Here is a 16,876-nt window from a genome sequence, read left to right as displayed (position 1 = left end):
ATGACCGCACCTGAGCCGCAGAGCTCGTCGAACTTCGACGGCCCGAAGGACCAGCAGCGACCGACCCAGACCGAGGACCAGATCATCCAGGCCGGCAACGTCGAGGAGTACCTGCACGACGTCATCGACCCGGAGCTGGGCATCAACGTCGTCGACCTCGGCCTCGTCTATGACATCTGGATGGAGGAGGAGAACGGCGAAACCACCGCGGTCATCAACATGACCCTGACCTCGCCGGCCTGCCCGCTCACCGACGTCATCGAGGACCAGGCGGCCCAGGCCGTCGTCGGCAACGGCGCCGCCGACAAGCTGGAGCTGAACTGGGTCTGGATGCCGCCGTGGGGCCCGCACATGATCACGGAGGAGGGACGCGAGCAGCTGCGCGCCCTCGGCTTCGCGGTCTAGTCGAACCCGCCGCGCCGGCCCGCCCCCTGAGCACACGTCACAGGGGGCGGGCCGATCGGCATTTCCCGACGTTCGTGCACGTCATCGCATATTTCGGCTCATTTGACACGGTTGCTACAGTTACCCCTTGTGATTGTCACCAATGATCTTGAAGTCCGCGTCGGCGCGCGCACCCTCCTCACCGCCCCCGGACAGCATCTTCGCGTCCAGCCGGGTGACCGCATCGGGCTGGTCGGGCGTAACGGCGCCGGCAAGACCACCACCATGCGCATCCTCGCCGGGGAGACCGAACCCTACGGCGGCAAGATCATCTCCTCCGGCGACATCGGCTACCTGCCGCAGGACTCCAAGGAGGGAGACGTCGAGCAGACGGCGCGTGAGCGCATCCTCTCCGCCCGCGGTCTCGACGAGATTCGCCGGTCCATGAGCAAGCAGCAGGGCTACATGGACACCGATGACGAGAAGAAGCGCGACCGGGCCATCGCACGCTTCTCCAAGCTGGAGGAGCGCTACGCCGCCCTCGGCGGCTACGAGGCCGACAGCGAGGCAGCCGCCATCTGCGACAACCTCGGCCTGGAGGCGCGCATCCTCGACCAGCCGCTGAAGACGCTCTCGGGCGGTCAGCGTCGTCGCGTCGAGCTGGCCCAGATCCTCTTTGCCGCGACCAACGGCTCCGGCAAATCGCAGACGACCCTGCTGCTCGACGAGCCGACAAACCACCTGGACGCGGACTCCATCACCTGGTTGCGCGGTTTCCTCCAGAAGCATGAGGGCGGGCTCATCATGATCTCGCACGACGTCGAGCTTCTCGACGCCGTCTGTAACAAGGTGTGGTTCCTCGACGCGGTGCGCGCCGAGGCCGACGTCTACAACATGGGCTTCAGCAAGTACAAGGACGCCCGCGCCAACGACGAGGCCCGTCGCCGCCGTGAGCGCGCCAACGCCGAAAAGAAGGCCTCCGCACTGCAGAAGCAGGCCGCCAAGCTCGGCGCCAAGGCCACCAAGGCGGCCGCCGCCAAGCAGATGCTGGCGCGTGCGGATCGGATGATGAACCAGCTCGACGACGTCCGCGTCGCCGACAAGGTGGCCTCCATCAAGTTCCCCGAGCCCGCACCCTGCGGCAAAACCCCGATGAACGCCACCGGCCTGACCAAGATGTATGGCTCGCTGGAGGTGTTCGCGGGCGTGGACCTGGCCATCGACAAGGGATCCCGCGTCGTCGTCCTCGGTTACAACGGCGCCGGCAAGACCACGCTGCTCAAGCTGCTCGCCGGCGTCGAGCGCACCGACGGCGAGGGCGGCATCGTCAGCGGCCACGGCCTGAAGATCGGCTACTTCGCTCAGGAACATGACAACATCGACGGCGCCAAGACCGTCTGGGAGAACACCATCGACGCCTGCCCCGACGCGGACCAGCAGGATCTGCGTGGCCTGCTCGGCGCCTTCATGTTCTCCGGCGACAAGCTGGAGCAGCCGGCCGGCACGCTCTCCGGTGGCGAGAAGACCCGCCTCTCGCTCGCGACGCTGGTCTCCTCCCGGGCCAACGTCCTGCTTCTCGACGAACCCACCAACAACCTCGACCCCCAGTCCCGCGAGCAGGTGCTCGACGCGCTGGGCACCTACACCGGCGCCGTCGTCCTGGTCACCCACGACCCGGGCGCGGTCAAGGCACTGTCCCCGGAGCGGGTCATCATCATGCCCGACGGCGACGAGGACATGTGGTCGGACGAGTACATGGAGATCGTGGAACTGGCCTAGCGCCTGACGGCCGCGTTCCCTGAACGGGATCCGCCGTCGCCGCCCTGGATTGGAGTTCTGTGAGGTCGGCCTAGTTTCGGTGGCGTGCCCGACGAATCGCCTTGTCGCCCTCCACGACCGCGAAGACGACCACGCCCGCGACCACCGGGATGAGCCAGGACCGGAGGGAGACGGCGGTCGTACCGAAGGCGTACTGCATGCCCGGGACATAAACGAACACCAGTTGCAGCGCGAACATGACCGCGACGCAGAGCCAGGAAATCGGGTTGGTGGTGAACAGCTCGCTGCGCAGCGCGCTGACCCTGGTGAAGCGGGCGGTGAACAGATAGAAGATCTGCGCGACGACCAGAGTGTTCACCGCCAAGGTGCGGGATTCCTCGATCCTGAAGCCAGCGGAATCGGCCCACAGGAACGCGGCGATGGTGATGCCGGCGACCAACAGCGAGACGTAGAGGATGCGGATGACGGATTCGCTGTTGAGCAGTCCCGCCTTCGGATCGCGGGGCTTTCGCTGCATGATGCCCGGCTCGCTCGGCTCAAAGGAGAGCGCCAGGGACAGTGTCACCGCGGTGATGAGGTTGACCCACAGGACCTGCAGGGGAGTGATGGGCAGGGTCATGCCTGCCAGCATCGCCACGAAGATGATCAGACCCTGTGCACCGTTGGTGGGCAGCATGAACACGATGGCCTTGCGCAGGTTGTCGAAGATGGTGCGGCCCATCTTCACGGCGTCGGCGATGGTGGCGAAGTTGTCGTCGGCAAGCACGATGTCGGCGGCGTCCTTCGTCGCCTCAGTGCCCTTGACGCCCATCGCGACCCCCACGTCCGCCTGCTTGAGTGAGGGCGCGTCGTTGACGCCGTCGCCGGTCATGGACACGACCTCGCCGTTGGCCTGCAGGGCACGGACCAGCCGGAGTTTGTGCTCTGGGGAGGTGCGGGCGTACACGCTGGCCTCTCGGACCATTTCCTGGAGCTCCTCGTCGGACGCGTCCTCGATGTCGGCGCCGGTGAGCGTTCCGCCGCTGGCGATGCCGATTTCCTCGGCGATGGCGGCGGCGGTGGTGGCGTGGTCGCCGGTGATCATCCGGACCGTGATGCCGGCCTCCTGGACCTGGCGGACGGCGTCGACGGCCTCCCCACGGGGCGGGTCGATCATGCCGTAGAGGCCGACGAAGGTGAAACCGCCGGCGTCGACCTCGGCCACGGACAGGGAGCCCGCGTCGGCGCGTCGATAGGCGGCGGCGAGCACCCGCAGCCCGCGGGAGCCCAACTCCTCGATCTGCCGCTCCCAGAAATCACGCTCCAGCGGTTGGGGGGTGCCGTCGCGACCGAGCTGGGAGTCGGCGCGGTCGAGGAGGCGATCCGGGGCGCCCTTGAGGTGGATGACGAGGTCGTCGCCGACCTCGTCGAGGCTGGCCATGTACTTGAAGGAGGAGTCGAAGGGCACCTCGTCCAGGCGGCGGCCCGTGTTGTCGTAGTTGGCCTTCATGGCGAAGGTCGTGATGGAGCCGTCGGTCGGCTCGCCCTGGAGCGCCCACGAGCCGTCGGGCTGTTCGACGACGTCGGAGTCGTTGGCGTAGGCGGCGACGCGGGCCATCCCGGCCAGGTCGGGGTGATCATCCAGGGCCGCGGTTTCCCCGTCGAGACGGACCTCGCCCTCGGGGGCGTAACCCGTGCCCGTGACCTGGTAGGTCGAGTCCCGGGTGACCACGGCGCGGACCGTCATCTCATTGCGGGTCAGGGTCCCGGTCTTGTCCGTGCAGATCGTGGTGACCGATCCCAGCGTCTCGACCGAGTTCATGCGGCGGGTGATCGCCTTCCGGCCCGCCATCGTCTGCACGCCCAGGGCCAGGGTGATCGCCATGACGGCGGGCAGGCCCTCCGGGATCGCGGCGACGGCGAAGCCGATCGCGGACATCAGCAGGTCGACCAGACCGGTGCGGTAGAGCGCCCAACTGACCACGATCATGGCGGTGGCCAGCACCACCGCCACGATGGCGAGCATGGAGGAGAATCTTCCCATCGCCCGGGTCAGCGGCGTCTCCACCTGCTGGACGTCGTCGAGCATCGTGGTGATCTTGCCGATCTCGGTGCCGGCCGCGGTGCCGGTGACGACGCCGGTGCCCGTGCCGGCCGCCACGGTGGTACCCGAAAAGGCCATGCCGGGACGGTCGCCGACGCCGGCGTCGCCCGCAGCGGGCTCAAGGCTCTTCTCCGAGGGGACGGATTCCCCGGTCAGGGCGGATTCCTCAATCCGCAGGCTGGCGACCTCGAGGAGCCGGAGATCCGCCGGCACCTTGTCCCCGGCCCGGAGGCGGACCACGTCACCGATGACCAGTTCCTCGGAGGGCAGCTTCACCCAACCGCCGTCACGCCGGACTTCGGATTCTGGCGACAGCATGTTCTTGATCGAGGCCAGTGCGTCCGCGGCCCGGCCCTCCTGCAGAAAACCGACGAGGCCGTTGACGAGGACCACCGCGAAAATGACGATCGTGTCGATGACCTGGCCCAGCACGGCAGTGAGGACGCCCGCGGCGATGAGCACGTAGATCATCGGATCATTGAACTGGCGGAGCAGACGCTGCCACCAGGTCTCCTGCTCGGCCTCCGGCAGGGCGTTGGGGCCGTGGCGCTCCAGGAGCGCGGCGGCCTGGCCCGAGTTCAGCCCGGCCCGCGAGGTCCCCAGCCGCCCCAGCACCTGCTCGGTGGTCAGGGCATGGGCGTCGGGGAGGGGTTCCCCGGAGACGGTTGGCGTGGATGAGGTCATCCTGGCAGGTCCTTTCGCTGGCAGACGATTCCATTCTAAGGACGCACATCAGAATTTGTCGGGTGCAGTTCGGCGGGTGCAGTTCGGCCCGGCCCACGCCGGACGCGTGAGCTGGACCGCGCGGAGATATTCCGGCTCTTTGTCCGGCGTCGGATGGAAAAGGAGAAAACCCCAGGGAAAACCTGGGGTTAGTCGGCTCCGGCCTAGTTCCGGAACCCGTGCACTGGGGCGGGGATGAATCCGCCGCGGTTGATGAAGCCGGAGTTGCCGACCTGGTTGACGGGGATGACCGGGGCGTAGCCGAGCAGTCCGCCGAAGTTGACCTCGTCACCGGCGACGGTGCCCGGGGCGGGGATGACGCGCACAGCAGTGGTTTTATGGTTCATGACGCCGATGGCGGCCTCGTCGGCGATCATGCCGGCGATGGACTCGGCCGGGGTGGCGCCCGGGATGGCGACCATGTCGAGGCCGACGGAACAGATGGCGGTCATCGCCTCGAGCTTGTCGATGCTGATCGCACCGGTGCGTACCGCATCGATCATCCCCTTGTCCTCGGAGACCGGGATGAAGGAGCCCGACAAGCCGCCGACGCGGGCGGAGGCCATCATGCCGCCCTTCTTGACGGCGTCGTTGAGCAGGGCGAGCGCGGCCGTGGTGCCGTGGGTGCCGACCTGGTCCAGCCCCATGTGCTCGAGGATGTGGGCGACCGAGTCGCCGAGTTCGGCGGTCGGGGCCAGGGAGAGGTCGACGATACCGAAGGGCACGCCCAGGCGCTCGGCGGCGAGATTGCCGACCAGCTGGCCGGTGCGGGTGATCTTGAAGGCGGCCTTCTTGATCTCCTCCGCCACCTGATCCAGGGTGGCGCCCTCCAGGGAGCCGAGGGCGCGGTCCACGACGCCGGGGCCGGAGACGCCGACGGAGACGACGGCGTCCGGCTCCTCGATGCCGTGGAAGGCGCCGGCCATGAAGGGGTTGTCGCCGACGGAGTTGGCGAAGACGACGAGTTTCGCGCAGGCGATGGCGCTGTCGTCGCGGGTCAGCTCGGCGGCCTCCTTGACCACCCGGCCCATCTCCGCGACGGCGTTCATGTTGATGCCCGCGCGGGAGGAGGCGACGTTGACGGAGCCGCAGACGAGGTTGGTCGTCGACAGGGCCTCTGGGATGGAGCGGATGAGCGCCTTGTCGGCGGTGGTGCCGCCCTTCTCCACCAGCGCTGAGTAGCCCCCGATGAAGTTGACGCCGGTCGTGGCGGCCGCTCGGTCGAGGGCGCGGGCCACCTCGACCGGGGAACCGTCGACGCCGGCGGTGATCAGCGCGATGGGGGTGACGGAAATGCGCTTGTTGACGATCGGGATGCCGAGCTCGGCCTCGATCCCCTCGCAGACCTCGACGAGTCGGGCCGCTTGCGTCGTCACGCGGTCGTAGACGGCCTCGGCGGTCTCGGCCATGGTGGTGCGGGTGCATTCGAGCAGGGAGATGCCCATCGTCACCGTGCGGATGTCGAGACGGTACTTCTCGATCATCTCGATGGTGTCGAGGATGCCCTGGGACTGGAAGTTCAATGACACTGGTGTGTGACCCCTAAATCTCGTTGACGGCCTTGAAGATGGCCTCGGACTGCACCCGGATCTCGAGCCGCTCGCGCTCACCGAGTTCGTCGAACACGCGCTGCAGCTCTCCGATCGACGCGGCCTCGGGCAGTCCGATGCGCAGAATCATGGTGAACCATTTGTCCATGAGCGTCTGGGAGACGTCGAGGATGTTGATGTCGCGCTCAGCGAGGGCGTGGGTGACGGCGGCGATGATGCCGGTGCGGTCCGCACCGGTGACAGTCATGATGGCGTACATGGGAGCCATGTTATCGCTGAGTGGATAGACTTATCCCATGACATTCCGAGACAAACCAAACCAGCTCCGCCGTGAATTCACTGACCTGCCCACCGGCGCCCGCGTCGGCCTGGGTCTGGCCGCCGCGGTGGAGGTCGCCGCCAAGGTCGCCGCGCTGCGCGACATCTCCCGCCGCCCCGCCGACCGGGTCCGCGGGCCCAAATGGCTCTGGGCTCTGGCCCAGGCCGTCAACGGTATCGGCCCGGCCGCCTACTTCGCCTTCGGCCGCAAATAGGGGTGCGAAGTAAAGCCCTCAGGCTTGTCGACGACCCCGGTTTCCGCGTCGCCGGCTGGGCCTGCGTCCGCCGATCCTTGATTCTGGGCCAAGGTCGAGGGGTGTTCGACGAGGCGGTGGTCCGGATTCGCTCCGGCCGAATGCACCGCGGCATCGGAATCGGATTCCGCCGCCGGGACGCGGCCGTCCGACTGCGCATTCTCGGCCTGCCCAATTGGTGTGAGGTCATCGAGGACAGGCTCGGTGACGGCGAGTACGAGTTCGTCTATCGCGCCGGCGCGCGCCATGTCCTCAGCGGGGAGGAGGCCTTCGTCGTCCGCCTCGACGACGCGGGAGCCGTCACCGCCACGGTCGCCGCCGTGTCCCGACCGGTGTGGGCGCCGCTGAACAGGCTCCAGGGCTGGGCCATGGCCGGTTATCTGCGGGGAATGGGGCCCAGGGGGCACCGAAAAGCGCAGAAAACCTGGCGGAATCCCGGGAAGCTGCCTACCGTCAAGGGCAGGTAGAAACCGATCACGGGAGGAAGCATGGCGAACAACACTGGGAACGTTCTGTACATCGGCGCAAACGGCAAAGTGGGTCAACTGACGCTGCCTCGTCTCAAGGCTGCGGGCTTGACCACTACCGCTGTGGTCCGCAACAAGGATTACGAACGGGTGCTTAAGAAGCTCGGCGCCGATGAGGTCGTCATCCGCGACATCACCGAGCAGTCCACCGAGGATTGGGCGCGGCTGTTCGAGGGGTACGACTGTGTGATCTGGTCGGCGGGGAACGGGGGAAGGAGTGGCCCCGAGGTGACCACCGCGGTCGACCGCGACGGCGAACTCCGGGTCATCGAGGCACTCGACACGATGGACGAGCCGCCGTTCTATCTCACGATCGGCTACTACCGCTGGGACCGGATGACCTCGGAGGCCGATCCCGCGACGAACTCCTGGGCCGCCTACGTCGAGGCCAAGCGCGCCGTGGGCGAGAGACTGTCAAGGGCGTCCTTCAGCCACACCATACTGGCGCCGGCGAAACTCACCGTCGAGCCCTCCCGGGGTGGCCGCCCCATCCCGAATGATTCCGACATCGAGGACGCGACCACCTCGCGCGAACTCGTCGCCGACACGCTCGTGGAGCACGTTCTCGAGCCAAAGCAGACCTCCGGGACGTACGCTTTCGTCGACTCCTGAGCAATGGGTGAGTCCCCGCGCTCTCCGGGGAGCTCGCGGGGACTCACACCGTGGCGGCGCTACTTTTTGCGGACCGCATCCTCGACCATGTCGAGAACCTCGTCCAGGCCCTCGGTGGGGTGGCCCGACGCCAGGCGCGAGACGAAACCGTCCATCACGGTCTCCAGGAACATCTGCACCCGTTCGACTGGGACGTCGTCGCGTAGGCGTCCGTCCCGGGCGTTGGCGACCAGACGCTCACGGACCGCCTGGTCGAGCACCGCTTGCTGGTCCTCCCATTTGCCGCGGAAATCCGGGTCGGTGCGGAGCATGGAGGCGATCTCCAGGCGGGTGCCGAGCCAGTCGTGCCGCTCGGGGTGGCGTAGCAGATCACGCATCACCTCAACAAGGCCGTCGCGCGCGACAACCTGTGCCTGCCGGGCCGCGTCCTGACGGGCGATCTCCAGAAACAGGCTCTCCTTGTCGCCGAAGTGGTGGAAGATGGCTCCCCGCGACTTCCCGGTGGCCTGCTCGAGTCGTCGAACAGTGGCCCCTTCGTAACCGTGCTCCGCGAAACAGCCACGGGCGCCCTCGAGAATTTCCTCGCGCCTGCGGTTCAGCTCATCGTCGCTGATGACCGGCATCCTTGGACTCCTTCCCGGATCGGGGATTGGTGGGTGGGAACAGTACAGGGCCATGCCGCCGGTGCGAAACACCGGTGACACAGCCCTGTTTGCCGTGCCGGCCCTGAGGTCAGGGCCAACGGACTGCGTTGATCTTCGGGAAGATCAGCGCGGGTGGCCTGCGTTCAGCGTCAGGATTGATCCTAGACGTTGGCCATGTTGCGCAGGACGTACTGCAGGATTCCGCCGTGACGGAAGTAGTCGGCCTCACCCGGGGTGTCGATACGGACCTTGGCGTCGAACTCGACGGTCTCGCCGGACTCCTTGGTGGCGACGACCTTGACGGTCTGCGGGATGGTCTCGCCGTCGTTGAGGGCGGTGATGCCGGAGATGTCGAAGGTCTCGGTGCCGTCCAGGCCCAGGGACTCGTGGGACTCGCCCTCCGGGAACTGCAGCGGGATGACGCCCATGCCGATGAGGTTCGAGCGGTGGATGCGCTCGAAGGACTCGGTGATGACGGCCTTGACGCCGAGCAGGTTGGTGCCCTTGGCTGCCCAGTCACGGGAGGAACCGGTGCCGTACTCCTTGCCGGCAAGGACGACCAGCGGGGTGCCGGCGGCCTTGTAGTTCTGGGCGGCGTCGTAGATGAAGGCCTGCGGCGCACCCTCCTGGGTGAAGTCGCGGGTGTAGCCGCCGGCGACGTCGACCAGCTGGTTGCGCAGACGGATGTTGGCGAAGGTGCCGCGGACCATGACCTCGTGGTTGCCGCGACGGGAACCGAAGGAGTTGTAGTCCTGTCGCTCGACGCCGTTCTCGTCCAGGTAGTTCGCGGCCGGGGTGCCCGGCTTGATGGAGGAGGCCGGAGAGATGTGGTCGGTGGTGACCGAGTCGCCCAGCTTCGCCAGGACACGGGCGCCCTTGATGTCGGAGACCGGCTCCGGCTGGGTCGGCATGCCGTCGAAGTACGGGGCCTTGCGGATGTAGGTGGAGTCCTCGGCCCAGTCGTAGGTCTTGCCGGTCGGGACGTCCAGGTTCTGCCAGGCCTCGTCGCCCTTGAAGACGTCGGCGTAGTCGGCCAGGTACATCTCGCGGGAGATGGCGCCGGCGATGGTGTCCTCGATCTCCTGGGTGGACGGCCAGACGTCCTTCAGGAAGACGTCGTTGCCCTCCTGGTCCTGGCCCAGCGGCTGGGTCTCGAAGTCGAAGTCCATGGTGCCCGCGATCGCGTAGGCGATGACGAGCAGCGGGGACGCCAGGTAGTTCATCTTGACGTCCGGGGAGATGCGACCCTCGAAGTTACGGTTGCCGGACAGGACCGCGGTGGCCGCGAGGTCGTTGTCGTTGATGGCCGCGGAGACCTCGGCCGGGAGCGGGCCGGAGTTGCCGATACAGGTGGTGCAACCGAAGCCGGCGAGGTAGAAGCCGACGGCCTCCAGGTCCTTCCACAGGTCAGCGCGCTTGTAGTAGCCGTCGACGACCTGGGAGCCCGGAGCCATGATGGTCTTGACCCACGGCTTGGAACGCAGGCCCTTTTCGGCGGCCTTGCGGGCGAGCAGAGCGGCGCCGATCATGACGGACGGGTTCGAGGTGTTGGTGCAGGAGGTGATGGCGGCGACGCCGACCATGCCGTGGTCGACGGTGAACTCGCCGCCGGCGCCGGACTCGACCTTGACCGGGTTGGAACGACGGCCCGCGGAACCTTCGGCGGCGGACTCGCCGTGGCCCGGCCAGGCGGAGTTGTAGTCGTCGACGAGCATCTTCGGGTTCTCGGCCTTGTCGCCGGAGTCGGCCTGGGCCTCGCCCTCGGCGCCCATCTTCTCGGCGGCCGGGGAGCGGTCCTCGGCGACCGGGGAGTCGGTGAAGTCGTTGAGCTGCTCGCGGAAGGTGGTCTTGGCCTCGTTGAGGAGGATGCGGTCCTGCGGGCGCTTCGGGCCGGCGATGGACGGAACGACGGTGGAGAGGTCCAGCTCGAGGTACTCGGAGTACTCTGCCTCCGGCGCGTCCTGCTCCAGCCACATGCCCTGGGCCTTGGCGTAGGCCTCGACGCGGGCGATGTCCGCCTCGTCACGGCCGGTCAGGTGCAGGTACTTGATGGTCTCCTCGTCGATCGGGAACATGGCGGCGGTGGAGCCGAACTCCGGGGACATGTTGCCGATGGTGGCGCGGTTTGCCAGCGGAACGGCCTTGACGCCGTTGCCGTAGAACTCGACGATCTTGCCGACCACGCCATGCTTGCGCAGCATGTCGGTGATGGTCAGGACCACGTCGGTCGCGGTGACGCCGACCGGGATGTCGCCGGTCAGCTTGAAGCCGACGATGCGCGGGATGAGCATGGAGACCGGCTGGCCGAGCATGGCGGCCTCCGCCTCGATGCCACCGACGCCCCAGCCCAGGATGCCTAGTCCGTTCTGCATGGTGGTGTGGGAGTCCGTGCCGATGCAGGTGTCCGGGTACGCCACGCCGTTGTTGTCGAAGACGACGCGGGACAGGTACTCGATGTTGACCTGGTGGACGATGCCGGTTCCCGGCGGGACGACCTTGAAGTTGGAGAAGTTCTCGGCGCCCCAACGCAGGAACTGGTAGCGCTCCTCGTTGCGCTGGTACTCGATCTCGACGTTCTTGTCGATGGAGTCCGGGCGACCGAAGGACTCGACGATGACGGAGTGGTCGATGACCATCTCGGCCGGGTTCAGCGGGTTGACGTCGTCCGGGTTGCCGCCCAGAGTGGAGACTGCCTCGCGCATGGTCGCCAGGTCGACGACACAGGGGACGCCGGTGAAGTCCTGCATGAGGACGCGGGCAGGGGTGAACTGGATCTCCTTGGACGGCTCTGCCGAGGCGTCCCAGTTCGCAATGGCCTCGATGTGCTCGGTGGTCACGTTCTTGCCGTCTTCGGTGCGCAGCAGGTTCTCACCCAGCACCTTGAGGGAGTACGGCAGCTTCTCCATGCCCGGCACGGCGTCGAGGGCGAAGTAGTCGTACGACTTGTCGCCAACCTCGAGGGTGCGCTTGGCGTCGAAGGAGTTCAGGCTTTCAGTCACTCTTCTGCTCCAATTTCTCGGTTTCTGGTACGTCTTAAACGCGTGAACGTCATGTCCGTCGCCACCCACGTCGGGGGAGGCGGGCACGCGTCTGGTTCACACCCATTAAGTGTAGGTAGTGGCCCAAGCGTTTGTCCGGCAAGAATAACAGTACGCACGTTCTGTTATCCATATTGGCGCGTCGTGGCGAGTCTTTCCACCCCCAAAAGGATGCCCCCACTAGCCTTGGCGACATGATTTCCCAGCATATTGCCGTCGACGACCTCGCGGCTGACCTTGCCGACGACGCCGTCGCGTTCACCCCGGAGGCCCCCGTCGACGCGGCGCTCGCGAGCCAGCTCTCTTCACTCCTTCTGGGGGCGGAAGGGCCGGCGGGCCGGACCGGGTACATCGTCGCGGGTCCCGGCTCGGGTGCGGAGCTGCGTGACGTCGGCCAGGCGGCGCTCGATCACTCCGCCGGTTCGCTGGAGACGGTGATAGTCCGCGGCCCGGATTCCGTCGCCATGGTCAGTCAGTCCCTGTCGCGCGCGGAAATCGAATCCACCCAGGGGCAGCTGCTGGCATTCCCGGACTACGTGGAGGGGCTCGGCCACCTGCTGCTCCAGCTGGACACGCAGGCGGGCGGGGGCGGGCAGTGGCTGCCGTTCTTCGTGCTGACGCTCGCCGCAGTCGTTGCGATCGTCGTGGTCACCTATGCCTCCGCCGCCCAGGTCAAGCGAAAGCGCTTGACGGGGCCGTAACCTGGCCGTGACCTACCGTGCAGAAAGTGAGGAAGGTCACGCGTTGGGTTCGTTCCGCGGGTTCCCGCAGGTCGCCGGGCCTAAATTCGTCATGTCTGGACACTTAACCTTGGGGTGCGTGTGGTTCCAGATGCGGGGAATATAACAAGTGGATTAAGGTGCGGGTGTCGGCTCACGAGTCGACCGACAACTCCTGAGTGTCATGGTTGAGATCTTTACTCTTGTCGTGCCACCGGAATTTCCGGAGGCGCGGTACGGGTGAGATCGCGGAGAACGACGCACGGGCATGTGGGGAAGCAGGCCAGGCGCGGAGAAGGCCAGGGCATTCGACGAGTGGTCGGAATCGTGAGTCACCTCTGTCCGTATCCACTTCACATCACCACTGCCGACACTGATGGGGTGTCAACCGAGAAGCCTTGACGACGAGAACGCGTCAGGCGGATTTCCTCTACGTAGGGTCATTCGCGTGCCCTGAGGCGCTCTCGCTCGCTCCTGCCGTGGTCGATCCATGCCGAAAACTGGTGTGCCGGTCGACGAACCACGGGCGGGACGGTCGGCCCCCGGTCCGACCACACCCCTCATCGCAGTCGTCGGCGGGAGGAGAACCCCCGTGTCCCTGCCTACTCGCACTGTCGCTCATGCAGCACGCCGACGCGTTTTCACCGCGTCTGTCGCAGTCGTCATCGGCCTCGGCGTCGGGTCGACGATGACTCCTGCGCTGGCGTCGCCGACCGACGACATTTCCAGCCTTGTCCGCCAGGTGTCCACCGCTCAAAATGACCTCGACCGTCTCGAACTCATTCTCGGCTCCCTCCGCGAAGAGGTGAACCGTAAGCTCGTCGACCTTGACGACGCCCAGGGCGCGGCCGAACAGGCCCGGCAAGGGGCCGCCGACGCGGAGGATGAGCTGACCGGCTCCCAGTCGGAGCTGGAGGTGGCGCAGGCCCGGCTCGACGAAATCGCCCGTGCCGCCTACCGCCAGGGAGGCGGCACCTCCGCCGCCGGCCTCACCGGTGACGACGCCACCCAGGACGCGCTCGACCGACGCACTTTCCTGCGCCAGCGTGCCGACGAACAGCAGCGCGTCGTCGATGAGCTGGATCACGCACGAACGGAGAGCGCGAACTCCGAGTCCCGGGCGCGTGCGGCGGCTGAGCTTGCCGACGCCCGCGCGGCCGCCGCCATCGCGGCCGAGGAGCAGGCCCAGGCCAGCCTCGCGGAAAACAGCGCCGAGTTGGAGAAGGCTCTGGCAGAGCGTGACGCCCTGATTCGTCAGCGCGACGAGGCCCAGGCGGAGCTCGACGCCCAGCGCCGCGTGGAACCCGCAGAGGAGCCCGAGGAGGCGGCGCCGGCGCAGGTTATCGCCGGTGACGCTGAGGGATCGGGTGTGGAGGTCGACGCTGCGGTCGCCGCCGTCGACGAATCGCCGGCCACCGCGGCGGCAGCGATGGTGGCGGCGTCGCAGCCCGAGCACGAGTCGCTGGCCGATCCCTATGTGCCCCTGGCGCTCACCGACGGTGGGGAAGCCGTCGGCGGAGACGATGAGGCGTTGGTCGAACAGCCCGGAATCGCCGCCCGGCAGGCGCCGCAGGTGCGCGCCGCGGCTGATTCGGCGGAGTTCACCCTCGGCGAGGAGTCGGACGCCCCCGCCGCGGAGGAACCCACCGAGGTCCCCGTCGAGCAGGTGGCCGACCAGTCGGAGACCCAGGCGCCGGCCGGCGGCTCCTCGACCAGCCTCGTCACCGAGGTCGCCCAGTTCCTGGGGGCCATCCCCGCCACGGAGTCGGCGGCCACGGAGGGCCAGCCCGCCACCGGCGGCACCAGCAGCAGTCTGAACGTGGGGGACTTGCAGACCGTCCTCCCGGAGATCGACACCGCCGAGAGCGTCACCGACGCCGCCGCCGGGCTGGTGGAGCCGGGAGCGGACGCGCGTATTGAGGCCGTCATCGCCCGTGCCGAGTCCCAGCTGGGCACCCCGTACGCCTGGGGCGGCGGCAACGCCGCCGGCCCGACCGCCGGTATCCGTGACGGCGGCACCGCCGACTCCCACGGCGACTACAGCAAGGTCGGCTTTGACTGCTCGGGCTTCACCCTCTTCGCCTTCGCCGGTGCGGGCATCTCCCTTCCGCACTACACCGGTTACCAGTACCAGCGGGGCGAACAGGTGGACCCGCAGGACATGAAGCGCGGTGACCTCATCTTCTACGGCCCCGGCGGTGATCAGCACGTCGCCATTTACCTGGGTGACGGCATGATGATCGAGGCCCCGTCCTCCGGTGGCGTAGTCCAGACGACCCCGGTTCGCTGGTCAGGCATGTCCCCGTACGCGGTCCGGCTCATCTAACCCCGGTTTTCGGGCAGGCCGCCAGCCTGACTCTATGGATCCACCGAAAGTTGGTAACCTAAGCGCATGACCGAGAACCGTGAATATGATGCTGTCCTGGTCCTGTCCTTTGGCGGGCCGGAGCGTAACGAGGATGTCGTCCCTTTTCTGCGCAACGTCACCGCCGGCCGGGGGATTCCGGACGAGCGCCTGAAGCAGGTTGGGGAGCACTACTTCCACTTCAACGGGCGTAGCCCGTTGAACGACCTCAACCTGGAGATCATCGTCAACCTGAAGGCTGAGCTGCTGGCCCGGGGATTCAACCTTCCGGTTTACTTCGGCAATCGCAATTGGCACCCCCTGGCCAACGACACCGCCGAAAGGATCGCCGCCGACGGCCACCGCAACGTCCTGGTCTTTGCTACGAGCGCCTGGGGAGGATACTCCGCCTGTCGGCAGTACGACGAGGACATCCAGAAGATGCGCGAGCACCTGGCGGCCCGGGGCCTGCCGGAGGTCACATTCACCAAGTTGCGTCAGTTCTACGACCACCCGACCTTCATCGAGATCATGGCGGAGGCGGTGCGCGAATCCTTCGCGGAGGTTCCCGCTGAGCGCAGGGAGGCCACCCGCATGCTCTTCACCGCCCACTCCGTTCCGACCAGGGCGGATGAGGAATCGGGCCGCTCCGGCGACAAGAACCTCTACTCCAGGCAGGTGGAGGAGTCGTCCCGGCTGATCGCCGCGGCCGCGGGCGTCGAGAAGTACGACGTCGTCTGGCAGTCACGCTCCGGCAACCCCGCCACCCCGTGGCTGGAGCCGGACATCGTCGATCACACCGAGGAGATCGCCGCCTCCGAAGGCGTGAAGTCGGTCGTGGTGTGCCCGGTCGGCTTCATCTCCGATCACATGGAAGTCATCTGGGATCTCGACACTGAACTCCAGCAGGCCGCGGACGCCATTGACGTCACCGTCCACCGCACCAGGACCGCGGGCCCGGACAAGCGCTTCGCGCGGATGATCGTGGACAACATCACCGAGCAGATCGAGGGCACGCCGTGGGCGGGCCTGGGCGAGGTCACCGTCTCCGGGGCCACCGTCAACGGCGCCGCCTGCGCCCCGGGCTGCTGTTCCCAGCGCGACGAGGTCGCCGTGGGGGCTCAGCGGGAGAATTCGGCGACGCAGTAGGTCACCCCGGCCATGCGGGCGGTCCGGATGTGACGCCACAGGCCCAGCAGTTGGGGGTCAAGCGAGTGGTCACCCATCCGGGCCGTCACCGTTTCCACGATCGCCGCGACGCGATCCGCGCGGGCGAACAGCTTGGCCGCCCGCGCCGGCACCGCTGACGGCAGTCCGGGGGTGTCGTAGAAATCCGAGAGCGCGCCGACGGTCAGACGGGGATTGGCCAGCGCGTCGGTGCGGTAGCCCAGGGCTTCGATCATGCGGGCCGCCCGTTCGGTCGCCTGGGTGAGCAGCGCGTCTGCCTCACCGGGGCTCACCCATGCCGCGGCCGGCAATGGGTGGGTATGGGTGAACCAGTGCCAGCGGGTCGTGGTCGCGTCAATCTCCGGTACCAGAACGTGGGCGTGCTCGCGGTCGGCGTCCCGGACGATGACGGCGCCCGCCCCGTTGGTCGACGCCATGGCGGCGGCCTCCGACCCGGCCGGCAGCGCAATCGCCTCGCCGGGACCGGCGAGGACCAGGCGCACGACCGGTTCCTCGCTTTTCAAGTCGGCGACGGCACGGAGGCCGGCGAGCATGTCGGTGAGCGGGCGGGCGTCGGCAAGCTCCTGGCTCCCGCCGAGGTCGCGCAGCGCGTCCAGGAGGTCGTCGGTGCTTTCGTGGCCGTACAGCCACGCGCCCAGCCAGACGGCGGTGTTCTGCAGAGGGGACCAGACTTCGGCGCGCATATCCATGGCCGGTGAGTCTAGTGGCTAGAC

General features: G+C 67.3%; 14 protein-coding genes. 8 read left to right on the top strand and 6 right to left on the bottom strand.

What is annotated here, in order from left to right:
- Complete coding sequence (locus tag CGUA_RS06890; RefSeq protein ID WP_290194064.1) at nucleotides 1–405, top strand: metal-sulfur cluster assembly factor; 405 nt, start codon at nucleotides 1–3, stop codon at nucleotides 403–405.
- Between the two features lie 129 nt (nucleotides 406–534).
- The gene (locus CGUA_RS06885; protein WP_290194063.1) at nucleotides 535–2,163 is read left to right on the top strand and encodes an ABC-F family ATP-binding cassette domain-containing protein; all 1,629 of its coding nucleotides are present in this window, start codon (nucleotides 535–537) and stop codon (nucleotides 2,161–2,163) included.
- 70 nt (nucleotides 2,164–2,233) lie between these two features.
- Here the strand turns inward: CGUA_RS06885 and CGUA_RS06880 are convergent, their stop codons facing one another.
- The 3 genes from CGUA_RS06880 to CGUA_RS06870 form a co-directional block, all read right to left on the bottom strand.
- Nucleotides 2,234–4,930, bottom strand: coding sequence for an HAD-IC family P-type ATPase (locus tag CGUA_RS06880; protein ID WP_290194061.1), 2,697 nt, complete (start codon nucleotides 4,928–4,930; stop codon nucleotides 2,234–2,236).
- Nucleotides 4,931–5,133: 203 nt separating this feature from the next.
- Nucleotides 5,134–6,453, bottom strand: coding sequence for a PFL family protein (locus CGUA_RS06875; protein WP_374725069.1), 1,320 nt, complete (start codon nucleotides 6,451–6,453; stop codon nucleotides 5,134–5,136).
- A 58-nt stretch (nucleotides 6,454–6,511) separates the two neighbouring features.
- Nucleotides 6,512–6,778, bottom strand: coding sequence for an ACT domain-containing protein (locus CGUA_RS06870; RefSeq protein WP_290194058.1), 267 nt, complete (start codon nucleotides 6,776–6,778; stop codon nucleotides 6,512–6,514).
- 37 nt (nucleotides 6,779–6,815) lie between these two features.
- Between CGUA_RS06870 and CGUA_RS06865 the strand changes: the two genes are divergently transcribed.
- Genes CGUA_RS06865 through CGUA_RS06855 form a run of 3 tightly spaced genes read left to right on the top strand, consistent with a single transcriptional unit; the run spans nucleotide 6,816 to nucleotide 8,230 of the window.
- Nucleotides 6,816–7,052, top strand: a complete 237-nt coding sequence (locus CGUA_RS06865) for a PLDc N-terminal domain-containing protein (protein WP_290194055.1) — start codon at nucleotides 6,816–6,818, stop codon at nucleotides 7,050–7,052.
- Nucleotides 6,980–7,558, top strand: a complete 579-nt coding sequence (locus CGUA_RS06860) for a DUF1990 family protein (protein ID WP_290194052.1) — start codon at nucleotides 6,980–6,982, stop codon at nucleotides 7,556–7,558. Before CGUA_RS06865 ends, CGUA_RS06860 begins: the two co-directional genes overlap by 73 nt.
- Nucleotides 7,559–7,579: 21 nt before the next feature.
- Nucleotides 7,580–8,230, top strand: a complete 651-nt coding sequence (locus CGUA_RS06855) for an NAD(P)H-binding protein (RefSeq protein ID WP_290194050.1) — start codon at nucleotides 7,580–7,582, stop codon at nucleotides 8,228–8,230.
- Between the two features lie 59 nt (nucleotides 8,231–8,289).
- Here the strand turns inward: CGUA_RS06855 and CGUA_RS06850 are convergent, their stop codons facing one another.
- Complete coding sequence (locus CGUA_RS06850; protein ID WP_290194048.1) at nucleotides 8,290–8,853, bottom strand: TetR/AcrR family transcriptional regulator; 564 nt, start codon at nucleotides 8,851–8,853, stop codon at nucleotides 8,290–8,292.
- Between the two features lie 182 nt (nucleotides 8,854–9,035).
- Nucleotides 9,036–11,873 (bottom strand): aconitate hydratase, encoded by a 2,838-nt coding sequence (gene can, locus CGUA_RS06845; RefSeq protein WP_290194046.1) that lies wholly within the window; start codon nucleotides 11,871–11,873, stop codon nucleotides 9,036–9,038.
- 233 nt (nucleotides 11,874–12,106) lie between these two features.
- Between can and CGUA_RS06840 the strand changes: the two genes are divergently transcribed.
- From CGUA_RS06840 to CGUA_RS06830, 3 genes are all read left to right on the top strand, one after another.
- Nucleotides 12,107–12,613 (top strand): Rv1476 family membrane protein, encoded by a 507-nt coding sequence (locus tag CGUA_RS06840; RefSeq protein ID WP_290194043.1) that lies wholly within the window; start codon nucleotides 12,107–12,109, stop codon nucleotides 12,611–12,613.
- Nucleotides 12,614–13,223: 610 nt separating this feature from the next.
- Entirely contained in the window at nucleotides 13,224–14,957 is a 1,734-nt protein-coding gene (locus tag CGUA_RS06835; RefSeq protein ID WP_290194041.1) for a DIP1281 family NlpC/P60 protein, read from the top strand.
- Between the two features lie 66 nt (nucleotides 14,958–15,023).
- Nucleotides 15,024–16,124, top strand: a complete 1,101-nt coding sequence (locus tag CGUA_RS06830) for a ferrochelatase (RefSeq protein WP_290194039.1) — start codon at nucleotides 15,024–15,026, stop codon at nucleotides 16,122–16,124.
- On the opposite strand, the gene CGUA_RS06825 is transcribed toward CGUA_RS06830, so the two are convergent.
- Complete coding sequence (locus tag CGUA_RS06825; RefSeq protein WP_290194036.1) at nucleotides 16,097–16,852, bottom strand: Rv1486c family protein; 756 nt, start codon at nucleotides 16,850–16,852, stop codon at nucleotides 16,097–16,099. The genes CGUA_RS06830 and CGUA_RS06825 overlap by 28 nt on opposite strands.
- Between the last annotated feature and the right edge of the window lie 24 nt (nucleotides 16,853–16,876).

This window comes from Corynebacterium guangdongense (assembly GCF_030408915.1).
In the GTDB taxonomy this organism is placed as follows: Bacteria; Actinomycetota; Actinomycetes; order Mycobacteriales; family Mycobacteriaceae; genus Corynebacterium; species Corynebacterium guangdongense.
The sequence above is the reverse complement of the archived record's forward strand: the minus strand, read 5'-3'. Positions and strand labels throughout refer to the sequence as shown.

Bases quoted from the DNA above. Each gene is read 5' to 3' on its own strand.
- CGUA_RS06850 (WP_290194048.1), bottom strand. From the start codon at position 8,853: ATGCCGGTCATCAGCGACGATGAGCTGAACCGCAGGCGCGAGGAAATT.
- CGUA_RS06890 (WP_290194064.1), top strand. From the start codon at position 1: ATGACCGCACCTGAGCCGCAGAGCTCGTCGAACTTCGACGGCCCGAAG.
- CGUA_RS06855 (WP_290194050.1), top strand. From the start codon at position 7,580: ATGGCGAACAACACTGGGAACGTTCTGTACATCGGCGCAAACGGCAAA.
- CGUA_RS06840 (WP_290194043.1), top strand. From the start codon at position 12,107: ATGATTTCCCAGCATATTGCCGTCGACGACCTCGCGGCTGACCTTGCC.
- CGUA_RS06880 (WP_290194061.1), bottom strand. From the start codon at position 4,930: ATGACCTCATCCACGCCAACCGTCTCCGGGGAACCCCTCCCCGACGCC.
- CGUA_RS06825 (WP_290194036.1), bottom strand. From the start codon at position 16,852: ATGGATATGCGCGCCGAAGTCTGGTCCCCTCTGCAGAACACCGCCGTC.
- CGUA_RS06865 (WP_290194055.1), top strand. From the start codon at position 6,816: ATGACATTCCGAGACAAACCAAACCAGCTCCGCCGTGAATTCACTGAC.
- CGUA_RS06870 (WP_290194058.1), bottom strand. From the start codon at position 6,778: ATGTACGCCATCATGACTGTCACCGGTGCGGACCGCACCGGCATCATC.
- CGUA_RS06875 (WP_374725069.1), bottom strand. From the start codon at position 6,453: ATGATCGAGAAGTACCGTCTCGACATCCGCACGGTGACGATGGGCATC.
- CGUA_RS06860 (WP_290194052.1), top strand. From the start codon at position 6,980: ATGGCTCTGGGCTCTGGCCCAGGCCGTCAACGGTATCGGCCCGGCCGC.
- CGUA_RS06830 (WP_290194039.1), top strand. From the start codon at position 15,024: ATGACCGAGAACCGTGAATATGATGCTGTCCTGGTCCTGTCCTTTGGC.